Here is a 15,712-nt window from a genome sequence, read left to right on the forward strand (position 1 = left end):
TACGCTATACCTCATGGAACATCGTCGGCTAAGTGACACCGGATTGAGTCTCTCTTCCCTTACGCTGGGAACATCTACATGGGGAATGGATACAGAAGTCTACGATTGTGCGTCAATGCTTCGACTATTCCAGGATGCGGGTGGCTATGTCCTCGACATTGATATGACTGGTGAAGCGGCCGCTACGTTAGAGACAATCCGTGATCTTTTTCTCAGTGATGACTTTTCCCGTGAGGATTTTCGGCTCATCATCCGAACAGGCATGTCTCGCTCTAAGATTTTCAATGACGTAGCTACTGTCACCAGAGCTCTTGCGACCGACTATATCGATGTTTTGCTGGTATCAGGTCCTCGTAATCACATACCTTTTGACGAGACACTTTCCGCACTGAGCTCCCTCTACACCTCAGGAACAGCACGGTATTTGGGAATGGTAAATCTCTCGTGGTGGGATGGTGGCTGCGCGTGGACTTTAGCCCACACGCAAGGGTTCAGATTTGATGCATGGGCTGGGGAGCTGTCACTCCTTCGACCGGCGTTGAGTGCAGCACCCGGTCAACAAATTCTGGAATCCGGTCTAGGGATTATTGCAGGGGCGCCCTTATCTCTTGGAATACTTACCGGAAAATATCGGCATTCCACTCCGGCCGATTCCCGAGCCACCACTCCACGATTCGGCTCCGAAATCCGACGACGTCTCACCAGCAGAACCCCCGGAATTGTTGATTCTCTCACAAAGGCTGCAGAAGGACTCGATCATTCCCCGGCGCAAATTGCCGTTGCCTGGACACTCGCTGTTCCCGGCGTCGCAACTGTAGCAATTGGGCCGCGCACGCCAGCTCAGCTTACGCACATACTAGATTCAGCTGACTGGCGCCTTCCTGCGACAATCCATAATGCGCTATCAGAAGTTGCCCTATCTAAGGACTAATCCTCGTTATCGTCATCAACAAGCACGACGTCATCGTCATCGTCATCATCGTCGTCGTCAAGCATTTCAAACGGCAATTCGACCCCGTACTGAGTGAAAAGAATATCGTCGTAGGTAAAAAATGCATCACGGAGTCGTTCTTCGGCCGCATCAAGTGCATCTACTTGAATTACCCCAGATCCGCGGGCGACGTCATAGTGGTTCTCTAACGCGGCAATGAGTCGATTGAGAGAGTCACGTGCTTCCATGTGACATACTCTACCCTCCCCCAGGCCGGTGTGTACCCCCACGTTCTCCACGTACGGGGTCATAAAACTGTTCACGGGGCCGCACACCGGCCCGGCGCCTACCACATCGCCCAGGCAGCGGAAGCGCTGAGAAAGTACCAGCCCGTTGGCAACTTTCGTAGAAAAAAGAAAGGCAGGCCAGGAGCCGTAGCTTCTGACCTGCCTGTTCGCCCGTGCGCGGAGGGGGACTTGAACCCCCACCCTCTATACGAGGACTAGCACCTCAAGCTAGCGCGTCTGCCTATTCCGCCACCCGCGCTCACGGTTGTTGAACCGAAAAATAAGGTAGCACGCTTCGCTCCCCTTTATCCAATCGGCCCGCTAGACTTGACCCGGTCAACCCCTGAGAGAGGATTCCGTGGCTTCCCATATTGTTGCTGACGCGTGGCTGGATTTCGCGTCACTTTCTAGCTATTTGCAGCTAAATGCCTTCCGAAGGGCCCTCAGAGAAAGTGCGATTACTGACAAAGTGATTACACACCCACGAGCATTCTTTAATATGTCTCACATGTCTACACAAGCAGTTGAGCAAGCCAGGGCTGCTGGAATCTCCATTGCTGAGGATCTACCATCCTTGGATACTCACCTAGCTCACAGACTGGTCGCTGGTTTAGATGATGACACTCCAGGGCCCGATTCACTTGCCCTCAAAGTGGCAGAGGGAATCATGCGTTCGTATTTCGAGCTAGGCCTCGACATTGGCCGGAATGAAACTCTTATTTCAATCGCGCAGGATTTTGGTGTTTCTGCCGAACGCACACAAGAAATCCTCGCTAATCCAGCTCTCACTTCCTTGGTCGAGGAGGCCTATACGTTGGCATTGCATCTCGGTGCTATAGAAGCTCCGATATTCTTATTTGACGAACAATTCTTAGCCCAAGCGGTAACTGAAGAGGATTTCCTCGCCGTCTTGACCACCCTGCAGGAGAATCCCCAGTGAAAGACAAGATCGACGGTTCAAGGCCACAGTCACTAGTAAGTGAGTTCCACAGAGTTTATGAGATGCCTAACCTCGTGGCATCGAGATCTGCTCCTTCGTTGGATACTGATCACCTCAGTATGCGTATGAGTCTCATCACAGAAGAATTTGCGGAACTTTACGGGGCGGTCTACGGTCCAGATGCCGAGGCAGCTATTTTAGATGCTGCTCAAGCAGTCCCCGATGATAACAACCGCGACGTGGTGGAGACGGCTGATGCTCTTGCAGATCTTGTCTATGTGATTTATGGCATGGCCCTTGAGTGCGGAATCGACTTGGATGCGGTTTTAGCCGAAGTTCAACGTTCTAATCTCTCCAAACTCATGCCGGATGGATCTGTCAAACGTCGCGAAGACGGGAAAGTACTCAAGGGACCCAATTTCTCACCACCTGATGTCGCTGGGGTGCTAACAGGACTGGTGACCCAAGACCTTAGACCGTAGGCAGCGTAGGCTTAGAGTACTGAAGGAAGGACCAACGATGGCACGAGTAGTCGTTATTGGCGGTGGTTACGGAGGCGTGACCGTCGCAAAGGGATTAGACCCCGTCGCAGATGTCACTCTCATTGAACAAAAAGATCAGTTTGTTCATCATGCAGCCGCACTTCGCGCAGCAGTAGATGATGTGTGGGAACATGCAATTTTCATGCCCTACTCCTATCTACTACAAAACGGTCGCGTGATAAGGGGAACCGTCGGTAAAGTCGATGACCACAAAGTCTACGTGTTTGGTCAAGAACCAATAGAGGCCGATTACATAGTTTTTGCCACAGGTTCTACTTATCCGTTCCCCGCAAAGCATTCTGCAACCTCGCAAGCATCCGTAGCAAAAGCACGTATCGAACAGCTCCACGAGAATCTTGCTTCCGCTCAATCTGTTCTCCTGGTTGGCGGCGGGACAGTGGGGCTTGAGCTAGCGGGAGAACTTGCCCATTCATTCCCGCACCTCGAAATCCAAATTGTGGAAAAGGAAGATACTATTCTTCCAACACCCGGTTACACGGAAGAATTCCGCGTAAATGTACGTCAACAGGTGGATGAACTGGGCGCAACTGTTTATACGGGCTCCGAATTAGCATTTCTTCCTCCAACGTCGATTGGTGAGCTGGGACATTTCCGCGTTGAAACAAAAGCTGGACAACCAATCGAAGCAGATATTTGGTTCCAATGCTACGGCGCTCAGCCAGCGTCAGGATTCCTTAGAGGAACCGAATTCGGATCTGCGCTCAACCAGGATGGAACAATTAAAGTACAGCCAACCCTGCAGGTGCAGGGGTTCGATAATGTCTACGCCGTTGGAGACATTACAGATGTTCCAGAATCAAAGCGTGCTGACGCTGCCCGACACCAAGCTCGAGTAGTTGTCGCCAATATTGCTGAGCAAATTGAGGGGAACACTCCAGATGTTATCTATAGGCCGACAAAAGAATGGGTGGTTCTTCCTCTAGGGCCGGAGCTTGGGGCGTCACAATTACTCGACGCGGACGGTAATACGCGAGTCATTGGAGCTTCCCAAACAGCTGAGATCAAGGGAACTGATCTCATGGTCTCGGTTATTCGCTCTCAGCTAAATCTCCCCTAGTCCGAGCGATATTGTTCGTCGACGCGTTCAAAAGCGTCGACGATTCGGTCAATCTCTGCGTCGGTGAGATCATCGAGAAGGAGTTTCCTCACCGTCTCTTGATGGATGACCGTAGAGGCTTCAGTTCGTTGGATTCCTTCAGGCGTTAGACGCGCGATAAAACCTCGCCCATCCACGTCAGACGGAAGTTTTTCGACAAGTTGATCTTTGACCAATCGTGAAACTAAGTACGTTAGCCGCGAGGGTGAAAATGTTACACGGTCTGCTAACTCACCCATCCGCATTTGATGGTCAGGTGCTTCAAATAGGGTAAGCAAAATATTGTAATCTGCCAGGGTAATTCCGGCTTCCTTTTTCAGCTTGACCTCTAGTATTCCTTGAAGTCTCGTCGAAGCATCGAAGAAAATTCTCCATGCAAGGGAGCGACGGCTATCTGGCGCATCGTCCATACCGTCTTCCACTACTTCTCCTATTCGAGTCTACAAAGACTATCTTTGCGTCCTATGTTACTTGACAGTTCATCAGGATTGATGATGGACGCAGCGATAGACTAGCTCCGACATCAAAGGAGTGAGGCATGGGACGGTACAACCCTGGTCAGCACAAGGGGATGTATATAGATCCTGCCCGAAAGCGGGCGTTAGAACTAGATCAGGCCCGGCGGAATGCTGATGGGGATCGACTATTGCCAAATTGGCTGGTGAAGTCAGGAAGAGGATCCTGGTACGCCATTGGCATCGCGCTGGTCGTCATTGGTATTGTCTTCGCTACATCTAAGATCACTCCCGTATTTATTGCGGTATTCATTGCCCTAGTCTTCACCGCTCTTCTCAATCCCTCTGTCAATTGGATGTCACGCCGCATTCCTCGGTGGGCTGGTGTTCTTATTGCGATCGTAGGATCTTTCGCTTTTGTTGCGGGCCTTTTGGCCTTTGTCATTAGCTCTGTTGCATGGCAATGGCAGGATCTAGGTGGGCAACTCACCAATGGTATTGAAAAGATTCTGTCTTTTCTGGAGTCCACACCCCTCCATCTATCCATTACAACAGATGAAGTGTATGAATGGTTTACCCATTTGATTCGACAATGGGAAACATATATTACTGATAATTGGCAGAGTGTGGCTGGCACAGTTCTTTCCAATGCTGGAGTCGCGGGGACTGTTGTAACGATCACTGCCCTTTCAATTTTCGTGGCGGTGTTCTTCCTTCATTCCGGTGCACAAATGTGGCGGTGGTTCATCAATCTCCTACCTTCTAGGATGAGAGCAAACACTAACCATGCAGCAGAAGCGGGCTGGAGTAGTTTTGCGGGATATGCCCGTGGAACTGTCATTATTTCAGTCTCCGATGGCGCTCTTGCATGGATTCTTCTGGCTATTCTTGGGGTACCTTTGGCTCCAGCTCTCGCTGTCCTTGTCATGCTAGGAGCCTTCATTCCGCTGGTGGGTGCTCCAGCAGCGATGGTGGTCGCAATGCTCGTGGCTTTAGCTACTGACGGAGTGATCAAGGCGATTATTGTTGGGTTAGGAATCGCCTTAATAGGCCAGTTTGAGGGGCATATCCTCCAGCCTCTCATTATGAGTAGGCAAGTTTCTCTCCATCCAGTCGTCGTTGGTATCGGCGTCGTTGCCGGCGCATTGGTCGGTGGCCTACTTGGAGCAATGATCATCATTCCTATTATGGGAGTGGCATGGGCAGTCTTTTCGGCGCTTTACCATCGCGATCCACCCGTGCGAGGAGCATTGCCTGGAGCTATTCCTACTCAGTCTCCGCCCCCTCCAGCTACTCCTCTAGCTCGCTTGTTCCATCCTTTTCGCTGGGCAAAAGAACGGCGTGAGTTGAGAGACCAAACAAGGAGTTCTAACGAAAGTCCCGTGAACGAGGTATCACAGGAATAGGTAAGCACTCAAGTTTATGCGCTTTTAGAGTATATGCATCATTACGTCTCTCAACTTTTCCTGTCACAACTAATGCTAACGAGGTGAGCGCAACGCGCCGAAAATGTTTCCATAGTCCAACGGAACAGACAACATTGAGTAGGCCTGTTTCATCTTCTAATGACAAGAAGGTCACACCTTTTGCAGTTCCAGGACGTTGCCGATGGGTGACCAGTCCCGCAACTTTTATGTTCCTATCAACTAAGGCATACGTTGCTTGATGGATTGTGAGTACTCCATTCTTTTGTAAAGTCTCACGCTGAAGGGACATCGGGTGCCCTCCCGTAGTCAAGCCCAAAGTCTCCCAGTCACTCTTTAGCTCTTCTACACGATTCATGCGCGGAAGTTCGGGAGTTTCTGCGCCAATTTCAGTACCGGGCAAAAATGGTTGGTATTCGTGAGGATTTGCGAGGCGAGAAGACATCCATAGAGCTTCTCGACGCCCTATACCTAGGTCCGCCATTGCTCCAGCTTTACTGAGTATCTCCAGTTCTTTGGCTGAAAGAGCACTGCGGCGCGCAAAATCTTCCATGCTTTCAAAAGAGGAGTTTCCTCTGGCACGAGTAATTTTTTCGCGAGCAGTCCCCGTTAATCCTTTTACGGTATCGAGCCCTAGGCGTATTGCTAAATCTTTATGAACTCGCATCAACGCACCCGCAGGGAAATCACACTCTAGGATGCCATCTCCTTCTACACAGGTCTCAAGTGAAGAATGAACAACTGAGGGAGGCAGTACCCTCACCCCATGACGTTTCGCGTCTGCGATGAGAGAGGCTGGTGAATAAAACCCCATGGGCTGGCTAGAAAGGAGTGCCGCGTAGAAGTGTTCTGGATAGAAAACTTTCAACCACGCTGAGGCATACACGAGAAAAGCAAATGAAAATGCATGAGATTCTGGAAAACCAAATTCTGCAAAGCCTTGTAGCGAAGCGTAAAGCTGTTCACGCAGATGCTGGGGAATCTTGTTTTTCTTCATACCGTCGTCAAAGCGGGGACGTATTTTCTCTAAACGCTCGGTCGAATGCTTAGAAGCTATCGCCCGACGTAACTCATCTGCCTCTGTGGGGGTAAACCCCCCAACATCAACCGCAATCTGCATGAGCTGCTCTTGAAAAATGGGAACTCCAAGGGTTCTTTCAAGGGCATTGCGGAGTTTGGGATGGCATGTAATCTTCTGTTTTTCGTTGCGTCTTTCAAGATAGGGATTGACTGCTTGGCCTTGAATAGGCCCTGGGCGAATAAGAGCTACTTCGACGACCAGATCATAAAATACCCGCGGCTTCAGACGCGGTAGCGTACTCATTTGCGCTCGCGATTCAACCTGGAACACTCCCACTGTTTCAGCCGCACATAAGAGATCGTAAACGCGAGAGTCTTCAGAAGTGAGGTTATAAAGACCTAAGCCTTCTCCATCTGTTCCACGCACACCCCTCTCAGTGAGTGCTGTGAATGCTTTACGAAGTGCAGTGAGCATTCCTAGGCCTAAAAGATCGAACTTAACCAATCCCGCCTCAGCGCAATCCTCTTTATCCCATTGAAGAACACTGCGTTTTTCTTTGGCGCCCCACACAATGGGGCATACCTGTGAGACGGGACTGCGGGTGAGAACCATACCTCCTGGATGGATTCCCATATGACGTGGTAGCTTCTGCAAAGCTGTCGACACCTGATGTACTAAAGGCGGCACCTGCTTGTCTCCTTGTCCGCCACGGGACATGTCTTTTGACCACTGGGCTACTATTTCGTCCCCATACCCTAAGGCCTTTCCTGCTGCACGCACTGCTGAGCGGGGACGATACGTAATGGTATTTGCTACCTGGGCTGCTCTATCTCTTCCGTATTTCCCATACACATATTGAATGACTCTTTCGCGTTCTCCGGCCTCAATATCGATATCAATATCTGGTGGATTTCGTCGAGCTTCTGACAAGAACCTTTCGAACATAAGCTGGTGCTCTACCGCGTCAACTGCGGTAATACCCAGCGCATAACACACCGCTGAATTGGCTGCAGATCCCCTCCCCTGTGCCAGGATTCCTTCCCTGGCACAAAAATCTACAATGTCTTTCACAATCAAGAAGTAGCCGGGAAAATCGAGTTTCTCAATAATTTCCAGTTCGTGCTCAATGACCTTCCAAGGGTCACGCCGCAGATTCTTATGAGCGTAGCGTTTCTGCGCACCTTGATAGGTCAAATGACGCAACCAGGAAGCATCTGTATGTCCCTTTGGTACATCACTGTGGGGTAACTTTGGCTCAATAAGTTTGAGGTCGAAGCTCAGTTCTGCTGCCAGGTCAGCTGCTGCAGCCACCGCTTGGGGAAAATGTCGATGAATATACAGCATCTCTTCTGGGCCACGTAAGAAGGAACCGAAGGGGGGAAGATGCGGCCGGGCCGCTGAAAGCTCAAGGTTGAGCCGGCTAGCTGTCATCACGTCAGCCAACGCTTGTCTTCTTACATTAGCGCAGCGAGGTGCACCTGTAGCTATGAGACGAAGATTTTTTTCATGAGCTAACTTATACAAGTTTTCAGCCAGTTCACAAGGTGAATCGGGTCGAAGTGTTGATTCAATAGCGACGTTATCTGCTCCGAAAACATCAACCAAATGGTCTCTCATATACCGAGCCCCTGACATCCCCTCCGCAGCTAAAGCCCGCCGCAGAGGGCCATGATTCGTTCCAGTGAGTACCATCCATGAGTCTTGTGCCCAACCAGCCAAATCTTCTATGTGCCATTGTCCTGTTCTGCGCCCAGGACTACTTAAGTTGTGAGAACTTATTGCCTGACATAGTCGGTGATACCCAGTTTGGCCTTTGGCTAGGACAGGCAACCGCAATCCAGAATCAATGCTTCCAGTAGGAAGGCCCCATCCAGACGGCATGTGATCTGTGTATGCCAGCGTCAGTTCTGTTCCGAAAACAGTAGCGACAGAAGTATTTTTGGCTGCTATAGATGTCTGAACTGCCGAATACATTCCATCACAATCAAGGATTGCTATTCCTGAAAGTCCGATTTTTTCAGCGTTCTTGATAAGAGACCGAGGAAGGTCGGTTCCTTCTAAAAAGGTATAGGCACTATGCGCATGTAGCTCCGCATACTCACCCCGGTACTTGGACATAGATCCCCTCCAAATACCACTGTCCGCTGCTGTGCACTAGTAAGAAGTCATCATGATCTTCCACTGCAGCACGTACATATATTTCTGTTCTTTTTTCCTGCCTCCACCAGAAACTTTTTTGTGCCCATACCTGTTCCACTCCCCGAACTCGGTATGGCCCCTTTTTCACATGGGGGCTTTCTTCCATGACAAGGATTCGTTCTGGAGCGCCTACCAGCATTCCGTGCTCAGTAACTCTGATCAACCCCCACGTGCCATCTGGATTTTTACCAATGATTTTGGCTGCCAGACGTATATCAAAGAGCACTGCAGGAGCTTTTTCCACCTGCCCTGCCCATTCTCCTGTCCCCTCATATGCCCGACTGGGATTTTTTCCCCATGCTTGCAAGACAGTTCGCTCACGAGGGTTCATTCCTCCCTGAAGAACTGGTTGGATAACTGCTTCCACGCCTAATGTGTTTTGTACTTGACTAAGAACATGATCAACCTGTCCGCGTCGCGGTAGAGACCCCCACAAAGTGCCTGTTGTAGTAGCAGGCGCAGCATTAATCGCTGCTATTGTCACTCCTGTTAAAGCACTCCCCCTATCCGATGTGCACGATCGTTCCCAGGACTGCAATTGCCATACGATGCGAGTACGAATCTGCTGGCTATCTATCTGCCCAAAAAAGAGCCAGCGCCGCTCACGTATGGTTCCATCGGCAAAACTCAAGGAAACTTCCATTTCACTCAGATGTACCCCACGCATATTGAGTACATCCATGAAACGTGTGGCCAGAGATTGCATATCGAAGTACATGTGTCCCATTTCAGAGACCGGCTCATCAAAAGTATGCGACATACGGATATTGAGTGGTTTTGATTCATGCGGCTCCACATGAATGTCTCCGCCCCGGCTGAGCGCCCATAGTGCCTCACCGATATTGCCTAACCGGCTGAGGACATGTTTATGACCTAGGGACCAGAGGTCCTGTACTTTTCGGATCCCCAGTGCTTCAAGGATCTCTAAGGCCTCACGAAAGAGGTTTTCAGGGAAAAAGGTCACTAGCTCATCTAAAAATAGTGAGCTCAAGAATGATTCTGTATCAGCGACCGGTATGTTGAGCCCACGTTTTGCTGCGCACATAGCTGTGGCTATTCCGCTTCCAACCCCTACGAAAGCCTCTATATCCAGTTCTTGTGCTGCATCTTCTATGAGGGCAAGAGAAAGTTGATCTTCGCTGCCGCCGCGTCTTTCTCGCGACGGCAGCGGTGCACAGGCTAAACCGGAGCGCAAAGCCTGTACTGCGGGAATATGTTGGTCCATCAGTTCCAGAACCGTTTCAAAAGCTGCGGCATCATTAGCGGGGTTATCTGGTAGAACAATCAGCTCATTGCACATGTGCAGTGCGGTCTCTTGCTTCATTCCTCTTCGTATCCCCCACTGCCTAGCCATGCGGGTCGTATGGAGTACCCTTCCCCGCGAGACAGTCACAGCTGGGCTCCCCGGAGGAACTTGAACCTGAACAGCAGCCAGTGGCCAATCAGGTACCCACAGCACTAGTTTTCTTTCACCCAACACGTCTACCCCCTACTGCCGACCAGGTCTGTGTGGCATAGATACGACGATGCAGTTGACGCGCCTTGGCAGCAAGAGTGCGCTGAATTGTATGGGAGAGTTGTACTGGACCGACAACCAGGACATCTATTCCTTCCAATAGTGTGGATATTATTGCCCCGGCTTGGTCTTCTGGAGTCTTGACAATCACAGTACGTCCTAAATCCCACCCTGCCTGTGAAGCTGCCTCCCATCCAATATCGGGTACTTCGACCACGGCTACCCACACTGGTTCAACGAACACTTTTGCTATTGCAAAAATCACGTCTGCTGCGCTATCGCCAATACGATAGATGCCAGGTGCATCGTCCACTAGCTTTTGTACTTCAAACGGCCTTATCCCCTTCTTATCCTGCACGGCCTGCAGAGTTAGACGAGCCTTACGCAGCCGTGCAGATGCTGATTCATCCATCACCCCACCTTTTATCGAACATACGTTCGATGATAGTAGCACTCTCCGACATGTGACAGGCGTAGAAGTTTTTGCGACAATGGCGCAGTGCTCCACATGGTCTTTTTTGAACCTCGTATCCCAGGAAACTCTGGCGCTGCCATTCGTCTAGCTGCCTGTACTGGCTCTATGCTTCATTTGGTAGAGCCAATGCCCTTCCAGATGGATGATACGAAACTGCGACGTGCTGGCCTGGACTACCATGATTTAGCCCACGTTAAAGTACATCCAAATTTCGACGATGCTTTAGCGCAGATTCCTGGTCGAACATGGGCATTTACGGGCCATGCAAAGACGTGGCACACGGAGGTGAAATACCGTGATGGCGACGGACTTCTTTTTGGTCCTGAGCCAACTGGCCTTCCTGATTATGTTTTGGATGATGAACGCCTTGCTGGGCATCTACGGATCCCGATGCGCCCAGGACTGCGATCACTCAACCTTGCTAACTCTGCAGCTATAGCTCTATATGAGGCCTGGGGACAGCTGGGTTTCGCAGGAGGGGTTTAGCCTCTTCCCACTTGTAAATTCAAAGCCATTCAAGGACTGGGCTACTATAGACCATGGACACGGGGTGCTTCGAGAAGCGAAGCTGAGATAAGACCCGTCGAACCTGATGCAGTTAGCACTGACGAAGGGATGGTCGTACATGGATGCGCAACCTATTACTAACACAGAGATTTATGCAATACTGGAATCTGTGCGCAGGACAACGCCACTGATCCAATGCATCACCAACAATGTGACAGTGAATTTCGTGGCCAACACAATTCTTGCTGTAGGTGGGGCGCCCGCAATGGTGGATATTCCTGAAGAAGCGGAAGTCTTTGCAGCGGTTTCTTCTGCTCTCTATATCAACCTGGGAACAGTTCACGCAGACCAGCGCATGTCTTCACTGTCAGCAGCCCGCACAGCAAAAGACTCCGGTGTTCCCTGGGTTTTAGACCCAGTAGCTGTTGGAATGCTTCCTGTACGAACAGCGTTGGCCCGCAAACTCCTCTCATACTCACCCACGGTTATCCGTGGGAACGCTTCAGAAATACTTGCTTTGGCCGGACACAAAGGGGCTGGGCGCGGAGTAGAAACCGGCAATGAAGTTGATCAGTCCTGCGAGGCTGCCATGGAACTAGCCCGCCAGAGCGGCGCTACAGTATCAGTATCGGGACCAGTTGACTTGATAACGGACGGGAACCGTATTCTTCGACTCAAGAATGGGACCGACCTCTTCACTCGCATTACTGGGGCTGGATGCGCTCTTGGTGGTGTAGTTGCAGCTTTCTGCGCTGTTGCGCCTGCTTTTGAAGCAGCTGTGGCGGCTAACGCCGTATACGCTGTCGCTGGAGAACTTGCTGCCAGCACAAGTGCAGGACCCGGTACTTTTCAAGTACATTTCCTTGACGCATTGGCCTCAGCTGCCTTGGAGCGCGACGGGAATCAGGTGAGTCTAGCATGAGCACTCCGAACTATTCGCTTTATCTAGTTACTGATCAATCCATGTGCGAGGCACGTGGGCGTAGCGTTACCGAGGTAGTCTCTTTAGCAGTAGCTGGCGGAGTCACCTGCATTCAGATACGTGAAAAAGATGGAAACGCTCGAGAGTTCTTGCACCAAGTACTCGATGTGTGCGCCATAGTGCCCGACGATGTAACAGTTATCGTCAACGACCGTATCGACGTTTTCTTAGCCGCGCGCACTTTGGGAGCCTCCGTTGATGGTGTCCACATCGGACAAGAGGATTTTCCAGCATCCGTGGTGCGTCAGCTTATTGGGCCTGCCGCCATTATGGGGGTGTCTGCTTCGACGCCAGAAGAGATCACTCAAGCTGAAAGCGACGGCGCTGATTACATTGGCATTGGAGTGGTTCATTCTACAGACACAAAACTGGATGCGCCCAGTCCTTTGGGAGTTACAGGAACATCAAAGGCCGCACACTTCGCTTCAATACCAGCGGTGGCAATAGGTGGAATAAAAGCCAACGATATGAGCGCGTTGCGCGCGGGAGGACTGTCCGGCGCTGCGGTAGTCTCAGCAATTTGCCTGGCTGAGGATCCCACTGCTGCCGCGCAAGAACTATTGCAGGAATGGAGTAGGCAGTGATTGCACATCCTCGAGTTCTTTCTATTGCCGGGACTGACCCCTCTGGAGGAGCAGGCATCCAAGCTGACCTCAAAAGCATCGCAGCTAACAGGGGCTACGGTATGGCGGCAGTGACAGCCCTGGTTGCACAAAATACTCAAGGAGTTCGCAGCGTTTTTGCTCCCCCCGCATCGTTCCTCGAAGAACAGCTCTATGCCGTATCCGATGATGTGACTATAGATGCCGTAAAGATTGGGATGCTTTTCAATGCTGAAATCGTCGAGGTGGTGCATCACTGGCTTCGGGATGTCGCTCCCCCCATCGTCGTTATCGACCCGGTCATGATAGCCACAAGTGGTGATCGTTTATTACAAGAGGATACTGAAGCTGCCTTACGCGCACTCCTCTCAGCCGCAGATCTCATCACGCCCAACACCGACGAACTAGCCGCGTTGACACAGCAACCATTGCCTTCTTCGTGGGAGGACGCGTTGCAACTAGGCCAGCAATTGGCCCATGATAAGAATACATATGTGCTTGTCAAAGGTGGGCACCTCACCGGGGTCACTGTCAGCGACGCCTTAGTAGAGCCAGATGGCACATTTACCCAGATGGAAATGCCTCGCGTCATAACACACAATACCCATGGAACTGGATGTTCTCTTTCCTCGGCTCTGGCAACTAACCGGGCCAGGCTAGGATCGTGGACCAATGCATTAGATACTTCATTGCGTTGGATGCATTCTAGTTTGACACATGCTGATGTTCTCGAAGTTGGGCGCGGTCATGGTCCTATCTCGCATATGGCTGAGTTGTGGTCGGCTAGTGGTACTATCTCGGACGTGCCTTAAACATCACTGAGGGGAGTGCAATGGCGAAGTCTCGGGTAGTCCGCATGCAGGAAACCTGGGCGCAAGTGCGATCACTTACCGGGGGACAAACTGCTGTTCTATGGTGTAAAAGAATCGCATGGCGCTCCAATTTTCTTTTTGGTGCGGCGCCTTCACCTGGGCCTTCCTTTGCACAAGCCCTCTTGTCCTTAGACGCAACAAAACGGCAACTGGTGGCATTGTCTTTGACCTATGCGGAAAACCACTACAAGAATCAAGCAGACCTTATTCGGACAGTGGGCTTGCCAGCTCTCCTAGGAATCCTGGTATTGCTGGGGCTGGATAACCGCGAACTGAGTAGCGCCATTGTTTTTCTTCTCGCCACAGTCGTTTACGCGCTTCTTTACTTCTATTTTCGGCGTCTTTCCAGTATCGCGTCAACAGCGGTGCAGAGCTTTCACATGATAGTCGTAGAATTGCATAAACCATGATACCTGCGCCTTTGTCCTACACCGCTGAAGAAATCCGTGATGCGGAAGCTCCACTTCTTGCCGCTGGCGTTCCTCTCATGGAGAAGGCTTCACAAGCTCTCGCTGAGGTTATTCTGGCGGAATTCGCCTCACCTAAGACTCCGGTCCTTTTTCTTGTTGGTCCTGGAAACAACGGCGGTGACGGATTGTATAGCGCGGCAGCATTAGCTTCGCAAGGAATATCAACACATGCGCTCGTAGTCTCTAACCGAATCCACAACAATGGCTATATTGCAGCCGAGCGGGCAGGCGTAGATTTTTGGTCACGTCCCGGTGCCAGTATCGAAACAATTCGTTCGATAGTGCTGGAGAATTTATCAGCAGAAATGGGCCCAGTTGTTGTCGTTGACGCCATGTTAGGGATTGGTTCTTCCCCGGCAACTCCGATGCGTGAACCAGCTCGCTCTGTTGCTCTGGCGATTAATGACCTGCGCACCACACAAGCTCCCATTACCGTAATTGCTGCTGATATTCCTTCTGGCTTAGACCCTGACACTGGTATTGCCCCAGACCGCGCCGTGATTCGCGCCGATATGACCGTGACCTTCGGTGCTCTCAAAAAAGGGATGCTTATCAAGGATGGACCTCTACACTGCGGAAAAATCACCATCATTGATATTGGACTAGGCCCCTATCTTCATCCGATGCCATGACCAGCAACTCACCTGGTATGCCCACCTTGCTCGCAGACAAAGCCACTTCACTTGCCGCATTAGACGAGGCGATTATCACCTGCACAGCATGCCCCCGTCTTGTTACTTGGCGTGAAGAATGTGCCCGAGTAAAACGCGCATCGTTTAGTTCCGAAGAGTATTGGGGAAAACCCATACCCGGATTTGGGGATGAGAACGCAAACATTGTCATAGTAGGTCTTGCTCCAGCAGCTCACGGTGGCAACAGGACAGGCCGCATGTTTACAGGAGACCGCTCAGGTGATTTTCTTTTCGCTTCCCTGTTTCGTGTTGGATTGGCTAGTCAACCGGCCTCAGTAAGTCGCAATGATGGGCTGCATTTACGTCGCACTCGGGTGACTGCGCCTGTCCATTGTGCTCCTCCAGAGAATAAACCCACATCTGTTGAACGCATGACATGCGCCCCCTTTCTAGCAAAAGAACTACAACTTTTGGCCAAGACACTCAAAGTTGCTGTTGTTCTTGGAGGTTTTGGGTGGCAAGCACTTCTAGCAGTACTGCGACAATCTGGGTGGACGATTCCTCGCCCGCAGCCACGTTTCGGTCATGCTGCTACCGTAGTTTTCACTCATCCTGATGGTCGCGAACTGACCCTCATTGGCTGTTTCCACCCCAGTCAACAAAATACATTTACTGGAAGACTCACGGAACCAATGATGGACACTATTTTTGAGCAAGCACGTGAGGTAGCCGATAGCTAA

17 protein-coding genes, 1 tRNA gene and 1 riboswitch are annotated in these 15,712 nt (G+C 51.0%); of the genes, 12 read left to right on the forward strand and 6 right to left on the reverse strand.

The window, feature by feature from the left end:
- Positions 1-13: 13 nt before the first annotated feature.
- Positions 14-931: an aldo/keto reductase gene (locus tag FYJ24_RS04375; protein WP_154543944.1), complete on the forward strand. Its 918-nt coding sequence runs from the start codon at positions 14-16 to the stop codon at positions 929-931.
- On the opposite strand, the gene FYJ24_RS04380 is transcribed toward FYJ24_RS04375, so the two are convergent.
- Together FYJ24_RS04380 and FYJ24_RS04385 are read right to left on the reverse strand one after the other, a co-directional pair.
- Positions 928-1,179 carry a DNA primase gene (locus FYJ24_RS04380; RefSeq protein WP_154543946.1) on the reverse strand — a complete coding sequence of 84 codons (252 nt, stop codon included), beginning with the start codon at positions 1,177-1,179 and terminating at the stop codon, positions 928-930. The genes FYJ24_RS04375 and FYJ24_RS04380 overlap by 4 nt on opposite strands.
- Positions 1,180-1,392: 213 nt before the next feature.
- Positions 1,393-1,477: transfer RNA gene (locus FYJ24_RS04385), tRNA-Leu, on the reverse strand.
- Between the two features lie 99 nt (positions 1,478-1,576).
- On the opposite strand from FYJ24_RS04385, the gene FYJ24_RS04390 reads away from it, so the two are divergent.
- Genes FYJ24_RS04390 through FYJ24_RS04400 form a run of 3 tightly spaced genes read left to right on the forward strand, consistent with a single transcriptional unit; the run spans position 1,577 to position 3,778 of the window.
- Positions 1,577-2,158, forward strand: coding sequence for a DsbA family protein (locus FYJ24_RS04390; protein WP_206192493.1), 582 nt, complete (start codon positions 1,577-1,579; stop codon positions 2,156-2,158).
- The gene (locus FYJ24_RS04395) at positions 2,155-2,640 is read left to right on the forward strand and encodes a pyrophosphohydrolase domain-containing protein (RefSeq protein ID WP_318656531.1); all 486 of its coding nucleotides are present in this window, start codon (positions 2,155-2,157) and stop codon (positions 2,638-2,640) included. Before FYJ24_RS04390 ends, FYJ24_RS04395 begins: the two co-directional genes overlap by 4 nt.
- Positions 2,641-2,677: 37 nt before the next feature.
- The gene (locus FYJ24_RS04400; RefSeq protein WP_154543950.1) at positions 2,678-3,778 is read left to right on the forward strand and encodes an NAD(P)/FAD-dependent oxidoreductase; all 1,101 of its coding nucleotides are present in this window, start codon (positions 2,678-2,680) and stop codon (positions 3,776-3,778) included.
- Here FYJ24_RS04400 and FYJ24_RS04405 read toward each other — a convergent pair.
- On the reverse strand, positions 3,775-4,239 hold the full coding sequence (locus FYJ24_RS04405) for a MarR family winged helix-turn-helix transcriptional regulator (RefSeq protein WP_318656532.1): 465 nt from the start codon (positions 4,237-4,239) through the stop codon (positions 3,775-3,777). The genes FYJ24_RS04400 and FYJ24_RS04405 overlap by 4 nt on opposite strands.
- A gap of 116 nt (positions 4,240-4,355) precedes the next feature.
- Here FYJ24_RS04405 and FYJ24_RS04410 point away from each other — a divergent pair, with 116 nt between their 5' ends.
- Positions 4,356-5,678, forward strand: coding sequence for an AI-2E family transporter (locus tag FYJ24_RS04410; protein WP_154543952.1), 1,323 nt, complete (start codon positions 4,356-4,358; stop codon positions 5,676-5,678).
- On the opposite strand, the gene FYJ24_RS04415 is transcribed toward FYJ24_RS04410, so the two are convergent.
- Genes FYJ24_RS04415 through FYJ24_RS04425 form a run of 3 tightly spaced genes read right to left on the reverse strand, consistent with a single transcriptional unit; the run spans position 5,641 to position 10,844 of the window.
- Complete coding sequence (locus tag FYJ24_RS04415) at positions 5,641-8,835, reverse strand: error-prone DNA polymerase (RefSeq protein WP_154543954.1); 3,195 nt, start codon at positions 8,833-8,835, stop codon at positions 5,641-5,643. The genes FYJ24_RS04410 and FYJ24_RS04415 overlap by 38 nt on opposite strands.
- Positions 8,816-10,396 carry a DNA polymerase Y family protein gene (locus FYJ24_RS04420; protein ID WP_154543956.1) on the reverse strand — a complete coding sequence of 527 codons (1,581 nt, stop codon included), beginning with the start codon at positions 10,394-10,396 and terminating at the stop codon, positions 8,816-8,818. Before FYJ24_RS04420 ends, FYJ24_RS04415 begins: the two co-directional genes overlap by 20 nt.
- Positions 10,386-10,844, reverse strand: a complete 459-nt coding sequence (locus tag FYJ24_RS04425) for a hypothetical protein (RefSeq protein WP_154543958.1) — start codon at positions 10,842-10,844, stop codon at positions 10,386-10,388. The genes FYJ24_RS04420 and FYJ24_RS04425 overlap by 11 nt, the downstream gene beginning before the upstream one ends.
- An 87-nt stretch (positions 10,845-10,931) precedes the next feature.
- Here FYJ24_RS04425 and FYJ24_RS04430 point away from each other — a divergent pair, with 87 nt between their 5' ends.
- From FYJ24_RS04430 to FYJ24_RS04460, 7 genes are all read left to right on the forward strand, one after another.
- Positions 10,932-11,393, forward strand: a complete 462-nt coding sequence (locus tag FYJ24_RS04430) for a tRNA (cytidine(34)-2'-O)-methyltransferase (protein ID WP_318656533.1) — start codon at positions 10,932-10,934, stop codon at positions 11,391-11,393.
- A gap of 50 nt (positions 11,394-11,443) precedes the next feature.
- Positions 11,444-11,540, forward strand: a riboswitch (TPP riboswitch).
- Positions 11,533-12,336 (forward strand): hydroxyethylthiazole kinase, encoded by an 804-nt coding sequence (gene thiM / locus FYJ24_RS04435; RefSeq protein ID WP_154543960.1) that lies wholly within the window; start codon positions 11,533-11,535, stop codon positions 12,334-12,336. Its footprint overlaps the riboswitch before it by 8 nt.
- Positions 12,333-12,980, forward strand: coding sequence for a thiamine phosphate synthase (gene thiE / locus FYJ24_RS04440; protein ID WP_154543962.1), 648 nt, complete (start codon positions 12,333-12,335; stop codon positions 12,978-12,980). Before thiM ends, thiE begins: the two co-directional genes overlap by 4 nt.
- Positions 12,977-13,810, forward strand: a complete 834-nt coding sequence (gene thiD / locus FYJ24_RS04445) for a bifunctional hydroxymethylpyrimidine kinase/phosphomethylpyrimidine kinase (RefSeq protein ID WP_318656534.1) — start codon at positions 12,977-12,979, stop codon at positions 13,808-13,810. The genes thiE and thiD overlap by 4 nt, the downstream gene beginning before the upstream one ends.
- A 20-nt stretch (positions 13,811-13,830) precedes the next feature.
- Positions 13,831-14,280 (forward strand): hypothetical protein, encoded by a 450-nt coding sequence (locus FYJ24_RS04450; RefSeq protein WP_154543964.1) that lies wholly within the window; start codon positions 13,831-13,833, stop codon positions 14,278-14,280.
- A complete protein-coding gene (locus FYJ24_RS04455) occupies positions 14,277-14,972 on the forward strand; it encodes an NAD(P)H-hydrate epimerase (protein ID WP_154543966.1) in 696 nt (231 codons plus the stop codon). The genes FYJ24_RS04450 and FYJ24_RS04455 overlap by 4 nt, the downstream gene beginning before the upstream one ends.
- Positions 14,973-14,989: 17 nt before the next feature.
- The gene (locus FYJ24_RS04460) at positions 14,990-15,712 is read left to right on the forward strand and encodes a uracil-DNA glycosylase (protein WP_206192494.1); all 723 of its coding nucleotides are present in this window, start codon (positions 14,990-14,992) and stop codon (positions 15,710-15,712) included.

Source organism: Scrofimicrobium canadense (assembly GCF_009696615.1).
In the GTDB taxonomy this organism is placed as follows: Bacteria; Actinomycetota; Actinomycetes; order Actinomycetales; family Actinomycetaceae; genus Scrofimicrobium; species Scrofimicrobium canadense.

Coding starts and splice junctions, on each gene's coding strand:
- FYJ24_RS04375 (WP_154543944.1), top strand. CDS start 14: ATGGAACATCGTCGGCTAAGTGACACCGGATTGAGTCTCTCTTCCCTT.
- FYJ24_RS04380 (WP_154543946.1), bottom strand. CDS start 1,179: ATGGAAGCACGTGACTCTCTCAATCGACTCATTGCCGCGTTAGAGAAC.
- FYJ24_RS04400 (WP_154543950.1), top strand. CDS start 2,678: ATGGCACGAGTAGTCGTTATTGGCGGTGGTTACGGAGGCGTGACCGTC.
- FYJ24_RS04410 (WP_154543952.1), top strand. CDS start 4,356: ATGGGACGGTACAACCCTGGTCAGCACAAGGGGATGTATATAGATCCT.
- FYJ24_RS04415 (WP_154543954.1), bottom strand. CDS start 8,835: ATGTCCAAGTACCGGGGTGAGTATGCGGAGCTACATGCGCATAGTGCC.
- FYJ24_RS04425 (WP_154543958.1), bottom strand. CDS start 10,844: ATGGATGAATCAGCATCTGCACGGCTGCGTAAGGCTCGTCTAACTCTG.
- thiM (WP_154543960.1), top strand. CDS start 11,533: ATGGATGCGCAACCTATTACTAACACAGAGATTTATGCAATACTGGAA.
- thiE (WP_154543962.1), top strand. CDS start 12,333: ATGAGCACTCCGAACTATTCGCTTTATCTAGTTACTGATCAATCCATG.
- FYJ24_RS04450 (WP_154543964.1), top strand. CDS start 13,831: ATGGCGAAGTCTCGGGTAGTCCGCATGCAGGAAACCTGGGCGCAAGTG.
- FYJ24_RS04455 (WP_154543966.1), top strand. CDS start 14,277: ATGATACCTGCGCCTTTGTCCTACACCGCTGAAGAAATCCGTGATGCG.
- FYJ24_RS04460 (WP_206192494.1), top strand. CDS start 14,990: ATGCCCACCTTGCTCGCAGACAAAGCCACTTCACTTGCCGCATTAGAC.